Consider the following 14,258-nt stretch of genomic DNA (forward strand, 5'->3'; position numbering starts at 1 on the left):
CCCGCTTTTTCTCCCTTTGCGATCCGCCGCCCTGGCACACAATGGCCGGCTCCGAAATAGCCGCGGATGCCCAGATGGCCGACGACAGCCAGGATCAGGAAAAGACAGAAACCGCCACGCCCCGCCGCCTCGAAAAAGCGCGGGAAGAGGGACAGGTGGCGCGCTCCCGGGAGCTTGCCACCGTCATGCTGCTGTGTGCCGGGCTGGGTGGCCTGTGGGCATTGGGCCCCGGCCTGTTCGTGGGACTCGGCTCCATGATGGAGCAGTCTTTTCTGTTTGATCGCCAGCAGGTGTTTGATGCCACGGTCATGCTGGTAACGGCTGCGGATCTGTTCGAGCGCAGTCTCTATGCGCTGATTCCGTTATTTGCACTGCTTACCGCGGTCGCGCTGCTCGCGCCGAACCTGCTCGGCGGTTTTCTGATTTCCGCAAAGTCTCTTAAACCACAGCTGTCCAAACTCAACCCGCTCAAGGGGCTCAAGCGACAGTTTTCCCATCAGGCGTTGATCGAGCTTGCCAAAGCCATTGCCAAGTCAGTGCTGGTGGGGAGTGTACTGGTGGTGTTTTTAGCCAATCGTCGGGGGGATTTTTTTGCGCTGATGGATCTCAGTGCAGAGCGTGCCGCCGCCTCAGCACTGCACCTGGTCGCCGAGGCCTGTGGCTGGATGGTGTTGTCGTTGATCCTGGTGATCCTTCTGGACGTGCCCTACCAGCTCTGGAGCCATGGGAAGAAACTGCGCATGAGCAAGGAGGAAGTGCGCCGGGAGTTCAAAGAGAGTGAGGGCGATCCGCAATTGAAAGCGCGCATTCGCCAGCAGCAACAGTCCATGGCTCGCAATCGCATGATGAGCCAGGTTCCCGAGGCGGACGTGATTGTCACTAACCCGACCCACTTCGCCGTTGCGTTGCGTTATGACGAAAGCCAGATGGCGGCACCGCGCGTTGTTGCCAAGGGTGTGGAAGCGGTGGCTGCGCGGATTCGGGCGCTCGGGAATGAACATAATATCCCGCGCCTGGAGGCTCCACCACTGGCGCGCGCGTTGTATCGCCATGTGGACCTGGAGCAGGAAATTCCCGCCGCCCTGTATACCGCGGTAGCCGAAGTATTGGCCTGGGCCATGCAGCTGCGGCGCGCACGCAACGACGGTTCCGAATTGCCCACCACCCCGGAACAACTGCCCATCCCCAAAGCGCTGGAGGTAACCCCGTGAAATTTCTGAACCTGAACCCGGCGTCCGGTGGATTCAGTCTGCCTGCAGGTCGGGTACTGGCAGGTCCCGTACTGATCCTGCTGATCATGTCGATGCTGATCCTGCCGTTGCCGCCGTTTGCACTGGATCTCTTTTTCACCTTCAACATCGCCCTGTCGCTGATGGTTTTGCTGGTGAGCATGTTCACGCTGCGCGCGTTGGATTTTGCGGCATTTCCCGCTGTGCTCCTGTTTACCACCCTGCTGCGCCTGGCATTGAATGTGGCTTCCACCCGAGTGGTATTGATGGAGGGACACAACGGCGGCGCTGCTGCGGGTAAGGTCATCGAGGCGTTCGGACAGTTTCTGGTGGGGGGAAATTTTGCGGTCGGGCTGGTGGTGTTCCTGATTCTGGTGGTCATCAATTTTATGGTCATCACCAAAGGCGCCGGACGTATTGCAGAAGTAGGTGCCCGCTTCATGCTCGATGCAATGCCGGGTAAACAGATGGCGATCGATGCCGACCTGAATGCGGGGCTGATCGGTGAAGAGGACGCACGCGCACGGCGCACCGAGGTCTCCCAGGAAGCGGACTTTTACGGTTCCATGGATGGTGCCAGCAAGTTTGTGCGCGGCGATGCCGTGGCCGGGCTGGTGATCATGGCAGTGAACGTGATCGGTGGTCTGTTGATCGGCACCATGCAACACGACCTCTCATTTGGCGAAGCGGCCCGCACTTATACCCTGCTGACCATTGGTGATGGCCTGGTTGCACAGATTCCGGCGCTGGTCATTTCCACTGCTGCCGGTGTGACCGTATCGCGGGTCAACACGGACCAGGATGTGGGCCAGCAGATGATCGAACAGCTGCTCACCAACCCGCGGGTTCTGTATCTGGCCGCCGGTGTGATGGGGTTGCTGGGGTTGGTGCCGGGCATGCCAAACCTGGTGTTCCTGCTGTTTACCGCTGCCCTTGCCGGTATCGCCTGGATGATGGGCAAGCGCCGGGATGACGAGTTGGTGCGCGAGCAGATGGTGTCAGAGCCGGCAGCACAACCACAGGTACCGGAGGCGAGTTGGGATGACGTAGAGCTGATCGATACGCTCGGGCTGGAAGTCGGGCACCGCCTGATCCCGCTGGTGGATCAGCGTCAAGAGGCGGAGCTGCTGGGGCGAATCAAAAGCGTGCGCAAAAAGTTCGCAAAGGAAGTCGGTTTTCTGCCGCCGGTGGTACACATACGCGATGACCTCGAACTGTCGCCGAACACGTACGTCATCACCCTCAAGGGCGCTGAAGTCGGACGCGGTGAGGCCTATCCCGGAAAATGGCTCGCGATCAATCCCGGACAGGTCACCGGTGAGCTGCAGGGAGAAATTACGGAAGAACCCGCGTTCGGGCTGCCTGCCGTGTGGATTGATTCAACCCAGCGCGAGCAGGCCCAGGTCTATGGCTACACCGTGGTGGATGCCGGTACCGTCGTCGCTACACACTTCAACCATCTGCTTCATCGCCACTGCGCCGAAATGCTCGGCCGCCAGGAAGTACAGCAATTGCTGGACAAACTGTCCGGAGACAGTAACAGCCTGGTGGAAGAAGTGGTTCCGAAAACCGTTTCTCTCACTACGCTGCAGCGCATTCTGCAAAACCTATTGGATGAGGATGTTCCGATACGCGATCTGCGTACCATCCTCGATACACTTGCCGATCAAGGGGAGCAGGCTGGCGATGTGCATGAGCTGACCGCGCGGGTGCGGCTGGCACTGGGGCGGGTGCTTACCCATCAGTGGTTCCCGGGCAATGCCGAAATGCGTGTCATGGGGATCGACAGCCAGTTGGAGCAGGTCCTGTCACAGGCCCTGGAGGGCGGTGGTGCATTGGAACCCGGGTTAGCGGATACGTTGATGGCGCAGGCCGCTGCCGCACTGGATCGGCAGGAGACCGCAGGCGATCCGCCAGTACTGGTGGTTCGCCATGGTCTGCGGCCGTTATTGTCGCACTTTTTACGTCGCCGTCTGCGCCAGTTGGTGGTGCTATCACAGGCAGAAATTCCCGACGACCGCATGGTGAAAATCAGCAATGTGATCGGTGAGCGCACGGCGGCCTAACGCCGGAATAAGCCCGTCCATGCCCGTTTATTCACCGCATACAAATTTTCCCGAGCATCAATAATGCACTTGGCTCCAGCAAGTGCCTGCTTTGGCACCGATAGCGGAGCGTGAAAAAAGAAAAGCCCGCTCAAGGGGTAGCCGGGGGAGTACAATGTATACAGCTCAGGGAACCATCAATCGGGATGCACTGCTGGAAGAACATCTGCCAGCGGTGCGTCGCCAGGCGTTGTCATTGCAGGTCAAACTACCTTCCGGCATTGATCTTGATGACCTGATCCAGGCTGGCACCATTGGCCTTCTGGATGCGATGCAACGGTTTGATCCCAACGCCGGTGCGAGTTTTTCCACCTTTGCCAACCAGCGTATTCGCGGTGCCATGATTGATGAACTGCGTACCCGTGACTGGTTGCCGCGCAGTGTCCGCCGCAATGCCCGCTTACTGGAACAGAGCCTGCGACAACTCGAGCAGCGACTCGGACGCGCCGCCGAAGAGCGGGAAATCGCCGCGGAGATGGGGGTTTCCCTAGACGAGTATCACCGCCTGCTACTGGATACCAACTCCGGGCACCTGCTGCCGTTTGAGGAAATTGTGGCGGAAAGTGGTGAGCCCGAGGCTGGAGCCGGCGCTCCGGCTACGCCTTTCAGTGCCCTGGTGGATCACGAGCAGCGAGAGCAGCTTGTTACCGCCATCGAGCAATTGCCCGAGCGGGAGAAGCTGCTCATGGCGCTCTACTATCAGGAAGAACTCAATCTGAAGGAAATCGGCGTGGTTCTCGGTGTGACCGAGTCCAGGGTGTGCCAGTTGCACAGTCAGGCAATCAAGCGTTTGCGCACCAGATTGGTTTGATCAAAGCATGCCAGTAACGGCGGCGGTGCCGCCGTTACCTGCCTCAGCCATTGAGCTTGAATCGAATCGGAATGGTAAAACTGTAGCTGTCTATACCCAGATTGGCGGGGATGGCCGGATACGGATTGGAGCGTTCCACGCTGCGCAGTGCTTCGCGGTTCAGGGAGGAATAATTGGACTCCTCAACGACTTCGATGTCTTTCACCTGCCCACTCTTATCAATGGTGATTCTCAGGATGACATTTCCCTCTCGCCGTTTTCTTTCCGCACGCGCCGGATAGCGGATATTTTTCATGGTGTGATTGTTGAGGATACTTGCATACTGCTCGACAGTACCCTGTTGCTTGACGCCACTCAGTCGCGGCGCAGCATCGACGGACATGCCTGCTGCTAACAGAGGCAAAGCAAGGGCAAAGTAACGTAATTTCATTTCGGGTTCCCGGTTGTGTGAATAGCCTTTCTGCCAGTAATTCGGCGTGGCAGGCAGATCAGTGCCTGCCTGAATAACTATCGGCAGGGTGAGCATCGGCTTTAATTCCGGGGAGAAAATCCCCGGTCTCGCACAACTATTCGCATGGACCGGGGAGGAGTGGGGTCAGTCGTCGTAGGTTAGCGCCTGCAGCGCCTGGCGCGCCCAGGAGACACTGTGGCGATAGGCGGTTTCATACACCGGTTTGCTATCGATCAGGGTCAATTCAGAAAACGCCCCCCGCTCGTACAATTCCACCTCGCCAAGAGTGCGGCCGAGATCGCCGCTGCGGTGTAGCAGGGCATTTTTCACATTCCGGTTCAGGGGAACCTGTTCCATCAGTTCCGGCATGGCGATATCCATCATCGCATCCAGCAGTGACAATAACCCCACAATAAAGTGATCGTTCGCATTGTTGTAGCCGGCCACTTCCGCCAGTACTTCGCACATACGTCCGCGTACCAGCATTTTGCGGGTCAATTCTTCCGGTTTGCCCCGTTCACCTTCCACCAGAAACAGGCTGGCCCAGCGTTGGATCTCCTTCATTCCCAGCAGGCCGATGGCGTGGGAGATAGAGTTGACTTCCCGATGCAGGCTGACCGCTGCGGAATTCACCAGCTTCAGGATCCGGTAGGTGAGCTTGGCGTCGCGCAGTGCGATCTCTTCCAGGCGTACGGGCGAGGCATCCGGGTTCTGTAGTTCGCTCAACAGCTCCAGTAACAATACCTTGTTGCCGCTGATTTTCTTGCCCTTGACCGTTGCCGGTGTGCTGAGGAAGTCGCCCTGGTAATAGGTAAAGCCGAGGGCCTGGCAGATGTTGAAGCGGTTTTTATCGGCCAGGTTGTCCGCCAGCGCTTCCACGCCATGTCTGCGCAGTTTCGCCATCGCTCTTTGCAGTTGGTCGTCGCTCATGCGTGCCGTATCCAGCTTGACGATATGCACAACTTCCAGCATTGCATCCAGCTCGACGTCATCGGGATCGTACCCCGCCAGTGCAATCCGGTAGCCACGCTTGGCCAGCTCCCGCAGTCGTTCCACCCGTTCGGAAGTCAGGAGTACATCCTCGGCAACCTCCAGAATATAGTGCTGCTGCGGCAGGTCGGGGAGTCCGGGTGCGAGGATTACATCGTCGGTCACCTTGAGGAAGCTCGGTACACTGCGGGTACTGCCCTGCTGGTACAGGCGGTTATAGTTTCCGAGAATGATCGGGCTGCTGGCCTCGATCTGTTCCAGAGTGGCGCCGCTGGCAGCGCGCTCGCCCTGTACCAATAATTCGAATGCGGCAACGTCCTGGTTGCGGGTATATACCGGCCTGCAGGCCAGCAGGACATCCAGAGTGTCGTCACTGATCACTTGACCTAGTGGTATCACGCGGAGGACTCCTTGATGGTGTTGTAGGGGATTCGGAATTGAGAATATCGTGTGGTAATTCAGGCGCGGGCGTCGACTTTCGTCGCGCGACCGCTGGCACGGCCATCGGGGCCGTAAAGGTTTTTGCCCGCGGCTTCCTGTAGCGCGTTGAGCAGGCGCTGGTTGTGTTCGGTACGGAGGCGGATCATCTCGCCATTGCTGGTGTTCATTGCGGCTGTTTCGGCGGCCAGGGTCAGCAGGGCGCGCCATTGCCCCGCGTAGCCGCCATCGCGGGCCGCCTGCTCATCGCCACTGCGATTGTTTGCATAACCCATGCGGGTGAGAAGCTGACGGCGCTGCTGTTCGAGACGGTTGATGTCTGCAACGCACTGCTGTTTTCTGTGGGCGATATTTGCAAGCTCGGCGCCATCGAGTTTTCCGCGACTGACCTGCTGTCGCTCTTCGAGCAGTTGCCCGTGAAGCGTTTCCAGTAGATGGAGGTGTTGCTGGAGAAGCGCTTCCGGGCTCATGAATCGTCCGCAGGCGATTGTTCGCTGAGGCTGGCAATCAGCCGGTCAGCAATGCGCTCGGCATGTACGGTGAAAGCGCCGGAGGAAATGGCCTCGCGCAATTCTTCCACGCGCAGAGCGTCGATATCCTGGCTTTCGGGCAGGCTGGACGGATGGAGCTGGCTTGCGCCGGGAGCCGCGGGTGCGGATGTGGTTGTCGTGGCCCGCTGCGCGGTCTTGCTCGCGTGGTCGTTGCCTGTGGCCTCCTGCGCGCTGGTAGATGGCGTCAGCCGGGTAATGTTGTGGATTTTCAACCCGTATTCTCCGTAGTGTTTCCAGCTGTTTATCGGCGGGAAGGGCGCCCGCTTTAGCTGGAGTCCTGTGATCTGTGTCACGATTTGGTAATCAATTTCTGCCTGTCGTCACATGTATCTGTCCGCGCCCGCTGACTCGGCCGGAAATGATTTGTCGGTCCGGGAGTCGCACCCGAACCTTGTCTCCCATCGCTCCCTCATCCAGTGCGCGTCCCTCCCGCTGTATGTTGAAGCCCCTCCCGGCGGCAACCAGGGTAACCGTCTGTCGCCTTTTTACCAGTGCGCGTTGCTGTAACTGGTATTGCTGCACGGGGGTGCCGGCGCGCAGTGGACGGCGGCTCTCCAGGCCGAGCATTTCTTTCCTTTTCAGCAGGGTGCCTGTTGGGAGCGCGCTGATTTCTCCCTTTTCCCGCCGTAATAACTCCTCGGTGATCGTAGTGCCAGCGGGAATGTTTTCTCGCGGCACCCAGTAGTTCCCGAGTACCGCGACCTGGGCCTGCAGGTAGCGGGTGCTACCGGAAGCGCAACGTATGCCCACGGTAATTCGCCCCCAATCGGGCTGATTTTTGCTCGGCAGAAAGGCTTCCGGTGCAGCGCAGTGTGGCCAGTGTGCGGAAGGTTCTGCGACCTTTATCTGAACCTTGTTGCCCAGGTGTCGGCTGCGCTGCTCGAGAAACGCGTGGGCAATATCCACTGGACTTTCCGCGGCGTCAGCTGCACTTGCAAATAGGGTGAGCGCCGATGTCAGTAGCAGAATTAACCTGCGGTTTTTCTTCATTCTGTTCCGGGCAGATTGCGACATTTAGCCAGCATTGTAAAAGTCGGCGTATGCATTGAAGAGGAGAAATGGCTGCAAAACCTGTCCCTTTTTGTGCGTTTGGCTGGCCAGCCCGGTCTGTAGTCTTCAGCCTGCAGAAAAAACATCGGGAGATCCGGGATGATTGATCGACTCAGCGCAGCGCTCAATTTTGACCAGCAGGCATTGGGCTTGCGTCACCAGCGCCAGAAGGTGTTGGCCAGTAATATCGCCAACGGCGATACGCCAAATTACAAGGCGCGGGATTTCAATTTTTCCGATGCGCTCGCCCAGGCTTCGCGCAGCGGCAATGCCGGATCGCTGGCAACTGCGACTACCTCATCGCGCCACCTGAAAGGGAAAGGTAGCAGTACTGCACAGGAAGAACTGCTTTACCGGGTGCCGGACCAGCCCAGCCTGGATGGCAACACGGTCAATATGGATGTGGAACGCAGCCAGTTTACCGACAACTCGGTGCGCTACCAGACCGCTCTGACCCTGCTCAACAGCCGTATACGCGGACTCAAATCGGCGATGCAGCCTGAATAATTCAACGGGATTTCACTATGTCTATGTTTTCGATTTTTGAGATTTCCGGCTCTGCCATGGCGGCCCAGGGTCAGCGCATGAACGTCACCGCGAGCAATCTCGCCAATGCCGATAGCGTGGCCGGCCCCAACGGAGAGGCTTACCGGGCAAAGCATCTGGTTTTTCAGGCGCGCGCCCAAGAGGGCAGTGGGATCGGTGGTGTGCAGGTGACGGGATTGGTGGAAGACAACGCACCCCTGCGCCAGGAATACCGTCCCGAGCACCCGCTGGCGGACGAAGCCGGTTACGTGAGCCTGCCGAACGTGGAGCCGGTCAATGAAATGGTCGACATGATCGCCGCATCGCGCTCCTACCAGGCGAATGTGGAAGTGCTGAACACCAGCAAACAGCTGATGCTGAAAACCCTGACCCTGGGAGAAAACTGATGGCCGTGAGCAACACCATCGACAGCAGCGTGCGCTCTGCACTGAACGTCACTTCAGGTGCGAGTACCACCAGCGGCAGTGCCGACCTGCAGGACAGCTTCATGACCCTGCTGGTGGCACAACTGCAGAACCAGGACCCGATGAACCCGATGGAAAATGCGGAAATGACCTCGCAACTCGCGCAGATCAACACCGTTAGTGGCATCGAGTCTCTTAATGAAACCCTCGCCGGCATTAACGGCCAATTGGATACCAGCCAGATGCTGCAGGCAGCGGACATGATCGGTAAAGGCGTGCTGGTGGCCGGCGACCGCGTGCTGGTGGGTGAGGAAGGTGCGACCACCCCCTTCGGCGTGGAACTGGCACAGGCGGCAGATGAAGTCCAGATCACCATCCGCAATGCCAGTGGTGAAGTGATTCGCACTTTTGAACCCTTTGCCATGGATGCCGGAGTGGAGTCGTTCACCTGGGATGGCACCACCAACGACGGCGGTGTGGCCGCTGAAGGGTCATACACCATTGAGGTTACCGCCACGGCCAACGGTGATTCCGTTACCGCCAGTGCGCTCAATTATGCGCTGGTCAGTGGTGTCAGCCTGAGCGGGCAGGGTGTACCCCTGCTTGACCTGGGCGGCATCACGGAGCCGGTCGATCTCGACGATATTCGGCAGATTCTTTAATTCTCTGATTCAAGGAAAAGACTATGGGTTTTTCACAGGCGCTCAGCGGCCTCAATAGCGCAGCCACCAACCTCGATGTGGTGGGTAACAATATCGCCAACTCCCAGACCGTAGGGTTCAAAGGTTCCAGCGTACAGTTTGCGGATGTCTACACCGGCGCAATGGCCGGGCAGGGTACCCGTGTAGCTGCCGTGTTGCAGGATTTTTCCAATGGCACTCTGGAGGCCACCGGGCGCAACCTGGATCTCGGCATCAATGGCAATGGTTTCTTCCGTTTCACCCAGGCCGGTGAAGTGGTTTATTCCCGCAACGGACAGCTGACCCTGACGGCCGACGGCTACCTGCAGAACGCGCAGGGCGCGCGCCTGACCGGTTTCCCCGCCGGTGTCGGTACCGGTGGCCAGCCGGTAGACCTGCAGGTGCCCGCAGGTGCAATGAACGCCACCGCCACCACCGGCGTGGAGGCGTCATTCAATCTTGACGCCACCGTGGACAGCATCGATCGCGCGACCGTGCCATTCAGCACCACCGACAGCGACAGCTACTCCTATGCCAATACCGGTACGGTCTACGATTCGCTCGGTGTCCAGCACACCATGACCACCTATTTCACCAAGACCGCCGACAACACCTGGGAAGTGCGGGTGGCGGTAGACGGCAATGAGGATGCTGCCAATACCGGGGAACTGGTATTCGATAACAACGGTACCCTCAACGAAGCCGGGAGCACTTTCCCGACCTACGGTTTCACCCCGGGTGGTGGCGCCGAGCCACTGAATTTTTCCATCAGCTTTGACGGTTCTACCCAGTTCGGCAACGACTTCGCGCTGGATTCCCTGACCCAGAACGGCTATGCCGCCGGTGCGCTGGTGGGGATCACCATTGATGACGATGGCACCCTGATTGGCAACTATGCCAATGAAAAAAGCCAGAACCTGGGTGTGATTGCACTGGCAAACTTCCGCAACCCGGAAGGTCTGACATCCAAGGGCGATAACGTGTGGGTGGAAACCGGTGCGTCCGGCCAGCCACTGTTGGGCCTCGCCGGTGCGGGGCAGTTCGGCACCCTCGAATCCGGCGCAGTGGAAACCTCCAATGTGGATCTGACCCGCGAACTCGTGGACCTGATTGTTGCCCAGCGCAACTACCAGGCGAATACCCAGACCATCAAGGTGCAGGACGAAGTACTGCAGGCCGCGGTCAACCTGCGCTGATAGGGGAGTCAAACCATGGACCGCATTCTCTACACCGCCATGAGCGGCGCGCGCCAGAGCATGGAACAACAGTCGGTGGTGAGCCACAACCTGGCCAACGCCACGACGTCTGGATTCCGCGCGCAGCTCAGTGCCATGCGTGCCGTGCCGGTGCAGGGCGATGGCCAGCTGGCCACGCGCACCTCGGTGGTCGCTTCCACACCGGGGGCAGATTTTAATCCCGGGCCGATTAACGCCACCGGTCGCGACCTGGATGTGGCCCTGCAGGGCAACGCCTGGCTCGCGGTACAGGCCGGTGACGGTGCCGAAGCCTATACCCGTCGCGGCGACCTGCAGGTGGATGCCACCGGCATGCTCACCAGTGGTGGCCGCCCGGTAGTGGGGGATAACGGTCCCATTGTGGTACCGCTGGGTGCGAGCCTGTCCATGGGTGCCGACGGCACCGTCAGTGCCATCGGCGCCGGCGAGGATCCGGAGTCACTGGTTCAGGTGGGTCGGCTGAAGCTGGTGTCACCGGGTGAGGCGGGGCTGGAACGCGGCAGTGACGGCCTTTTCCGGGCCTATGCCGCCCCAGGCACCGCCGCCGACCCGCTGCCCCGGGACGAACAGGCGCGATTGATCAGCGGCTCGCTGGAAGGCAGCAACGTCAATCCGGTGGAATCCATGGTCGCGATGATCGACAGCGCGCGCCGCTACGACATGCAGCTCAAGGTGATCGAAAGCACTGATGAAAACGGGCGCCAGGCGGACAGCCTGCTGTCGCTCGACTAAGGGGAAATCGAAATGATCAAATCACTGTGGACGGCCAAAACCGGTCTCGAATCCCAACAGGTAAAAATGGATGTAATTTCCAACAACCTGGCGAACGTGAGTACCAACGGCTTCAAAAAATCCCGCGCGGTGTTTGAAGACCTGCTGTACCAGAACCTGCGTCAGCCCGGTGCGCGCAACGATATCCAGAACACCCTGCCGTCCGGTATGCAGGTGGGCAGCGGTGTGCGTCCGGTAGCGACCGAACGGCTGCACGCTCAGGGTGGACTGGAAAATACCGGAAATTCCCGTGACCTGGCGATTAACGGCAAAGGCTTTTTCCAGGTGCGTATGGCCGATGGCAGTACCGCCTATACCCGCGATGGCAGTTTCCAGCTGGATGAAAATGGCCAGATGGTAACAGCGAGCGGTTACCCGCTGGAGCCGGCCGTCATCATCCCCGACAACGCACTATCCGTGACCGTCGGCAAAGACGGCCTTGTATCGATCACCGAGCCGGGCTCCACCCAGAGCGTCGAAGTGGGGCAGCTGACACTGTCGACCTTCGTCAATCCCGCCGGTCTGCAAGCCATCGGTGAAAACCTCTATCTGGAAACCAGCGCTTCGGGCATGCGCAGTGAAAGTATGCCGGGTATGAACGGCGCCGGCAGCCTGTATCAGTCTTATGTGGAAACCTCCAACGTCAATGTGGTGGAAGAAATGGTAAGCATGATCCAGACCCAGCGTGCCTACGAGATCAACAGCAAAGCGGTACAGACCTCCGACGAGATGCTGTCGCGTCTGGCGCAGTTGTGATCGCCGCGATGCGTTTCTCTTTTTTACCGCTGGTGAGTATTTTTCTGCTGGCCGGTGGCTGTGCGCAGCTGCCGCAGTCGTCCCTGGCCGGCGACCCGGAGTGGGTGGAAATTCCCGAGCCGCCGCCCCAGCGTACCAACGGTGCCATCTTCCAGCCGGAGGCGGGTTACCGCCCGCTGTTTGAAGATTATCGGCCGCGCATGAGTGGTGACCTGTTGACGGTGGTCTTCAATGAACAGGTCAGTGCGTCCAAAAGTGCCGAGGTCAATTCAGACCGCGAGGGCGGCGCCACGTTTACCGCAGACACGGTGCCCATTGGCCTGGAAGAACTGGCGGAATACGGTCTGGAGTTGTCCGGGAGCAATAATTTTGAAGGCGGTGGCGGTGCCGAGGCGCGCAACACCTTTACCGGTACACTCACGGTGACCGTGATGGAAGTATTGCCCAACCGCAATCTGCGGGTGCGCGGTGAAAAGCAGATCCGTATCAATCAGGGCACTGAGTTCATCCGCTTCTCCGGCATTGTCGATCCGCGGGAAATTGATGGCGCAAACTCCGTGCTCTCCACCCAGGTAGCGGAAGCGCGCATTGAATATGTCGGCGATGGTTACATCAATGAGGCCCAGAACATGGGCTGGTTGCAGCGATTGCTGCTGAATCTATCGCCTTTTTGACTTTCCGGATTGCCGATGCGACCTATTTTTTTCACGCGTAAATTTTTTCTGCCACTGCTGGTGAAAATATTTTTGTTGCTGGTGCTCAGCGGCACCAGTGTGTACGCAGAACCGCTGCGCGAGCTGGCAGATTTCGCCGGTGTGCGCGATAACCAGCTGGTGGGCTACGGGCTGGTAGTAGGGCTGGACGGCAGTGGTGACCAGACCATGCAGACGCCATTCACCACCCAGAGCCTGAGCAATATGTTTTCCCAGCTCGGTATCACCATTCCTGCCGGCACTAACATGCAATTGCGCAATGTGGCCGGTGTGATGGTGACGGCAAAAATGCCTGCGTTCGCACGCCCCGGGCAGCGAATGGATGTGGTGGTATCTTCCATCGGCAACGCGCGCAGCCTGCGCGGCGGCACCCTGTTGATGACGCCGTTGAAAGGCCTGGACGGGCGCACCTACGCCGTCGCCCAGGGCAATCTGCTGGTGGGTGGTGCCGGCGCCGAGTCCGGTGGTTCCAGTGTGCAGATCAACCAGCAGGCCGGTGGACGTATCAGCGGCGGTGCACTGGTGGAGCGCGAGGTTCCGGTGGCGCTGGGTGCGGGTGGATTTCTCGACCTGCAACTGCGCGAGGCGGATTTCGGTACCGCGGAGCGGGTAGTCAACGCCATCAATCGCGAATTTGGCAGCGCCATCGCCGGTGCGGTGGACGCGGGTATGATCCGCCTTCAGAGCCCGGAAGATGCCAATGCACGGGTACGTTTTATGGCGCGAGTACAGGCGATTGATGTCACACCGCTGGCGCCGCCGGCGCGGGTGGTGATCAATGCGCGTAGCGGCGCTGTTGTATTGAACGGGCGGGTTACCCTGGGGCCGGCTGCCGTGGCCCACGGCAACCTGTCTGTGGTGATTGATACCGCCTTTGGCGTCAGCCAGCCGGCGCCGTTTGGCGAGGGCACCACCACGGTAGTACCGGACAGCAATATCACCCTCAGCCAGCAGGCGGGCACCCTCAAGTTTGTGCAGGGCGCGGACCTGTTGGAAGTCGTCGACGCACTCAATGCCCTGGGGGCAACGCCCGCAGATCTGATGACCATTCTCGAAGCACTCAAGGCCTCCGGCGCGCTGCGCGCCGAGCTGGAGATAATCTGATGAACCCGATCGATACCCGTGCCGGCTTTGCCCTGGATGTCAATGCGCTCAGCGGAATTTCCCGCGGGCGTGACAAAGACGAACAGTTACAGGCGGTGGCGGAACAGTTTGAGGCACTGTTTCTGAACCAGGTCATGAAAAGCATGCGCGATGCGGTGCCCCGCTCGGACCTGATCGACAGTTCCAGTACGCGATTTTATGAATCGCTATTCGACCAACAGCTTTCCTCCCATCTCGCCGGGCGTGGGTTGGGGTTGGCTGAGCAACTGGTACAGCACCTGTCTGCAGATGCTTCGCCTTCTGCGCAAAGTCCAGCACGACCAGAGAACCTGAACGGAAAACCCTGAAATCAGCAGTACGGGTAAAAAACGCTTTCGCACACTCAAGATCACTGACACTGCCGCCGATAACTGCAGTAACGGCG

At 59.3% G+C, this 14,258-nt stretch carries 17 protein-coding genes; 12 read left to right on the plus strand and 5 right to left on the minus strand.

Features of this window, described 5'->3' with window-relative positions; translation table 11 throughout:
* Positions 1–74: 74 nt before the first annotated feature.
* From flhB to LPW13_RS01850, 3 genes are all read left to right on the plus strand, one after another.
* Complete coding sequence (gene flhB / locus LPW13_RS01840; protein WP_230437750.1) at positions 75–1,211, plus strand: flagellar biosynthesis protein FlhB; 1,137 nt, start codon at positions 75–77, stop codon at positions 1,209–1,211.
* On the plus strand, positions 1,208–3,295 hold the full coding sequence (flhA, locus tag LPW13_RS01845; RefSeq protein ID WP_230437751.1) for a flagellar biosynthesis protein FlhA: 2,088 nt from the start codon (positions 1,208–1,210) through the stop codon (positions 3,293–3,295). The genes flhB and flhA overlap by 4 nt, the downstream gene beginning before the upstream one ends.
* Before the next feature lie 154 nt (positions 3,296–3,449).
* Positions 3,450–4,145, plus strand: a complete 696-nt coding sequence (locus LPW13_RS01850; protein ID WP_230437752.1) for an RNA polymerase sigma factor FliA — start codon at positions 3,450–3,452, stop codon at positions 4,143–4,145.
* 43 nt (positions 4,146–4,188) lie between these two features.
* On the opposite strand, the gene LPW13_RS01855 is transcribed toward LPW13_RS01850, so the two are convergent.
* From LPW13_RS01855 to flgA, 5 genes are all read right to left on the minus strand, one after another.
* Positions 4,189–4,671, minus strand: a complete 483-nt coding sequence (locus tag LPW13_RS01855; protein ID WP_230437753.1) for an energy transducer TonB — start codon at positions 4,669–4,671, stop codon at positions 4,189–4,191.
* 69 nt (positions 4,672–4,740) lie between these two features.
* The gene (locus LPW13_RS01860) at positions 4,741–5,985 is read right to left on the minus strand and encodes an EAL and HDOD domain-containing protein (RefSeq protein ID WP_230437754.1); all 1,245 of its coding nucleotides are present in this window, start codon (positions 5,983–5,985) and stop codon (positions 4,741–4,743) included.
* A gap of 59 nt (positions 5,986–6,044) precedes the next feature.
* Positions 6,045–6,494 carry a flagella synthesis protein FlgN gene (locus tag LPW13_RS01865; RefSeq protein ID WP_230437755.1) on the minus strand — a complete coding sequence of 150 codons (450 nt, stop codon included), beginning with the start codon at positions 6,492–6,494 and terminating at the stop codon, positions 6,045–6,047.
* Positions 6,491–6,787 (minus strand): flagellar biosynthesis anti-sigma factor FlgM, encoded by a 297-nt coding sequence (gene flgM, locus LPW13_RS01870; RefSeq protein WP_230437756.1) that lies wholly within the window; start codon positions 6,785–6,787, stop codon positions 6,491–6,493. The genes LPW13_RS01865 and flgM overlap by 4 nt, the downstream gene beginning before the upstream one ends.
* Before the next feature lie 91 nt (positions 6,788–6,878).
* Positions 6,879–7,481, minus strand: coding sequence for a flagellar basal body P-ring formation chaperone FlgA (gene flgA / locus LPW13_RS01875; RefSeq protein WP_268932664.1), 603 nt, complete (start codon positions 7,479–7,481; stop codon positions 6,879–6,881).
* A gap of 243 nt (positions 7,482–7,724) precedes the next feature.
* On the opposite strand from flgA, the gene flgB reads away from it, so the two are divergent.
* Genes flgB through LPW13_RS01920 form a run of 9 tightly spaced genes read left to right on the plus strand, consistent with a single transcriptional unit; the run spans position 7,725 to position 14,181 of the window.
* Complete coding sequence (gene flgB, locus LPW13_RS01880) at positions 7,725–8,132, plus strand: flagellar basal body rod protein FlgB (protein ID WP_230437758.1); 408 nt, start codon at positions 7,725–7,727, stop codon at positions 8,130–8,132.
* A gap of 17 nt (positions 8,133–8,149) precedes the next feature.
* On the plus strand, positions 8,150–8,557 hold the full coding sequence (gene flgC, locus LPW13_RS01885; RefSeq protein WP_230437759.1) for a flagellar basal body rod protein FlgC: 408 nt from the start codon (positions 8,150–8,152) through the stop codon (positions 8,555–8,557).
* Positions 8,557–9,237, plus strand: a complete 681-nt coding sequence (gene flgD, locus LPW13_RS01890; RefSeq protein WP_230437760.1) for a flagellar hook assembly protein FlgD — start codon at positions 8,557–8,559, stop codon at positions 9,235–9,237. The genes flgC and flgD overlap by 1 nt, the downstream gene beginning before the upstream one ends.
* A gap of 23 nt (positions 9,238–9,260) precedes the next feature.
* Positions 9,261–10,451 (plus strand): flagellar hook protein FlgE, encoded by a 1,191-nt coding sequence (gene flgE, locus LPW13_RS01895; RefSeq protein WP_230437761.1) that lies wholly within the window; start codon positions 9,261–9,263, stop codon positions 10,449–10,451.
* 15 nt (positions 10,452–10,466) lie between these two features.
* The gene (locus LPW13_RS01900; protein WP_230437762.1) at positions 10,467–11,222 is read left to right on the plus strand and encodes a flagellar basal body rod protein FlgF; all 756 of its coding nucleotides are present in this window, start codon (positions 10,467–10,469) and stop codon (positions 11,220–11,222) included.
* A 12-nt stretch (positions 11,223–11,234) separates the two neighbouring features.
* Positions 11,235–12,017 carry a flagellar basal-body rod protein FlgG gene (flgG, locus tag LPW13_RS01905; protein WP_230437763.1) on the plus strand — a complete coding sequence of 261 codons (783 nt, stop codon included), beginning with the start codon at positions 11,235–11,237 and terminating at the stop codon, positions 12,015–12,017.
* 8 nt (positions 12,018–12,025) lie between these two features.
* Positions 12,026–12,691 (plus strand): flagellar basal body L-ring protein FlgH, encoded by a 666-nt coding sequence (locus LPW13_RS01910; RefSeq protein WP_230437764.1) that lies wholly within the window; start codon positions 12,026–12,028, stop codon positions 12,689–12,691.
* Between the two features lie 15 nt (positions 12,692–12,706).
* The gene (locus tag LPW13_RS01915) at positions 12,707–13,834 is read left to right on the plus strand and encodes a flagellar basal body P-ring protein FlgI (protein WP_230437765.1); all 1,128 of its coding nucleotides are present in this window, start codon (positions 12,707–12,709) and stop codon (positions 13,832–13,834) included.
* Complete coding sequence (locus LPW13_RS01920; RefSeq protein ID WP_230437766.1) at positions 13,834–14,181, plus strand: rod-binding protein; 348 nt, start codon at positions 13,834–13,836, stop codon at positions 14,179–14,181. The genes LPW13_RS01915 and LPW13_RS01920 overlap by 1 nt, the downstream gene beginning before the upstream one ends.
* Positions 14,182–14,258 lie beyond the last annotated feature (77 nt).

The organism is Microbulbifer celer (genome assembly GCF_020991125.1).
GTDB lineage: Bacteria > Pseudomonadota > Gammaproteobacteria > Pseudomonadales > Cellvibrionaceae > Microbulbifer > Microbulbifer celer.